Raw genomic sequence first — 232 nt, forward strand, 5'->3', positions numbered from 1 at the left:
GGCGAAGGCAGGGCGACCGGCGACCCGAGCCGGGTCAGCCCTTCGGCGGACCGGCCGGATGCGCGGTGGCCGCGGCGACGATCGCCTCGGTCCAGCGGGTCTGCACCGCCTGGATCTGCCCCTTCGTGAGGAAGCCGGTCGCGCGGGCGACGGGGCCGACCCACAGCTCCTCGGAGCGGATCACCGAGCGGGTGGCGCTCAGCGGCTCGACGGTGAAGGCGTGGCAGACGGC

At 75.9% G+C, this 232-nt stretch carries 1 protein-coding gene; it reads right to left on the minus strand.

Annotated elements, in window-relative coordinates; all coding sequences use genetic code 11:
• Nucleotides 1–34: 34 nt before the first annotated feature.
• The coding region (locus QSV46_RS41190) for a hypothetical protein (protein ID WP_314964563.1) at nt 35–232 on the minus strand (198 nt) is incomplete at its 5' end.

This window comes from Bradyrhizobium cosmicum (assembly GCF_032290525.1).
Lineage (GTDB): Bacteria > Pseudomonadota > Alphaproteobacteria > Rhizobiales > Xanthobacteraceae > Bradyrhizobium > Bradyrhizobium cosmicum_A.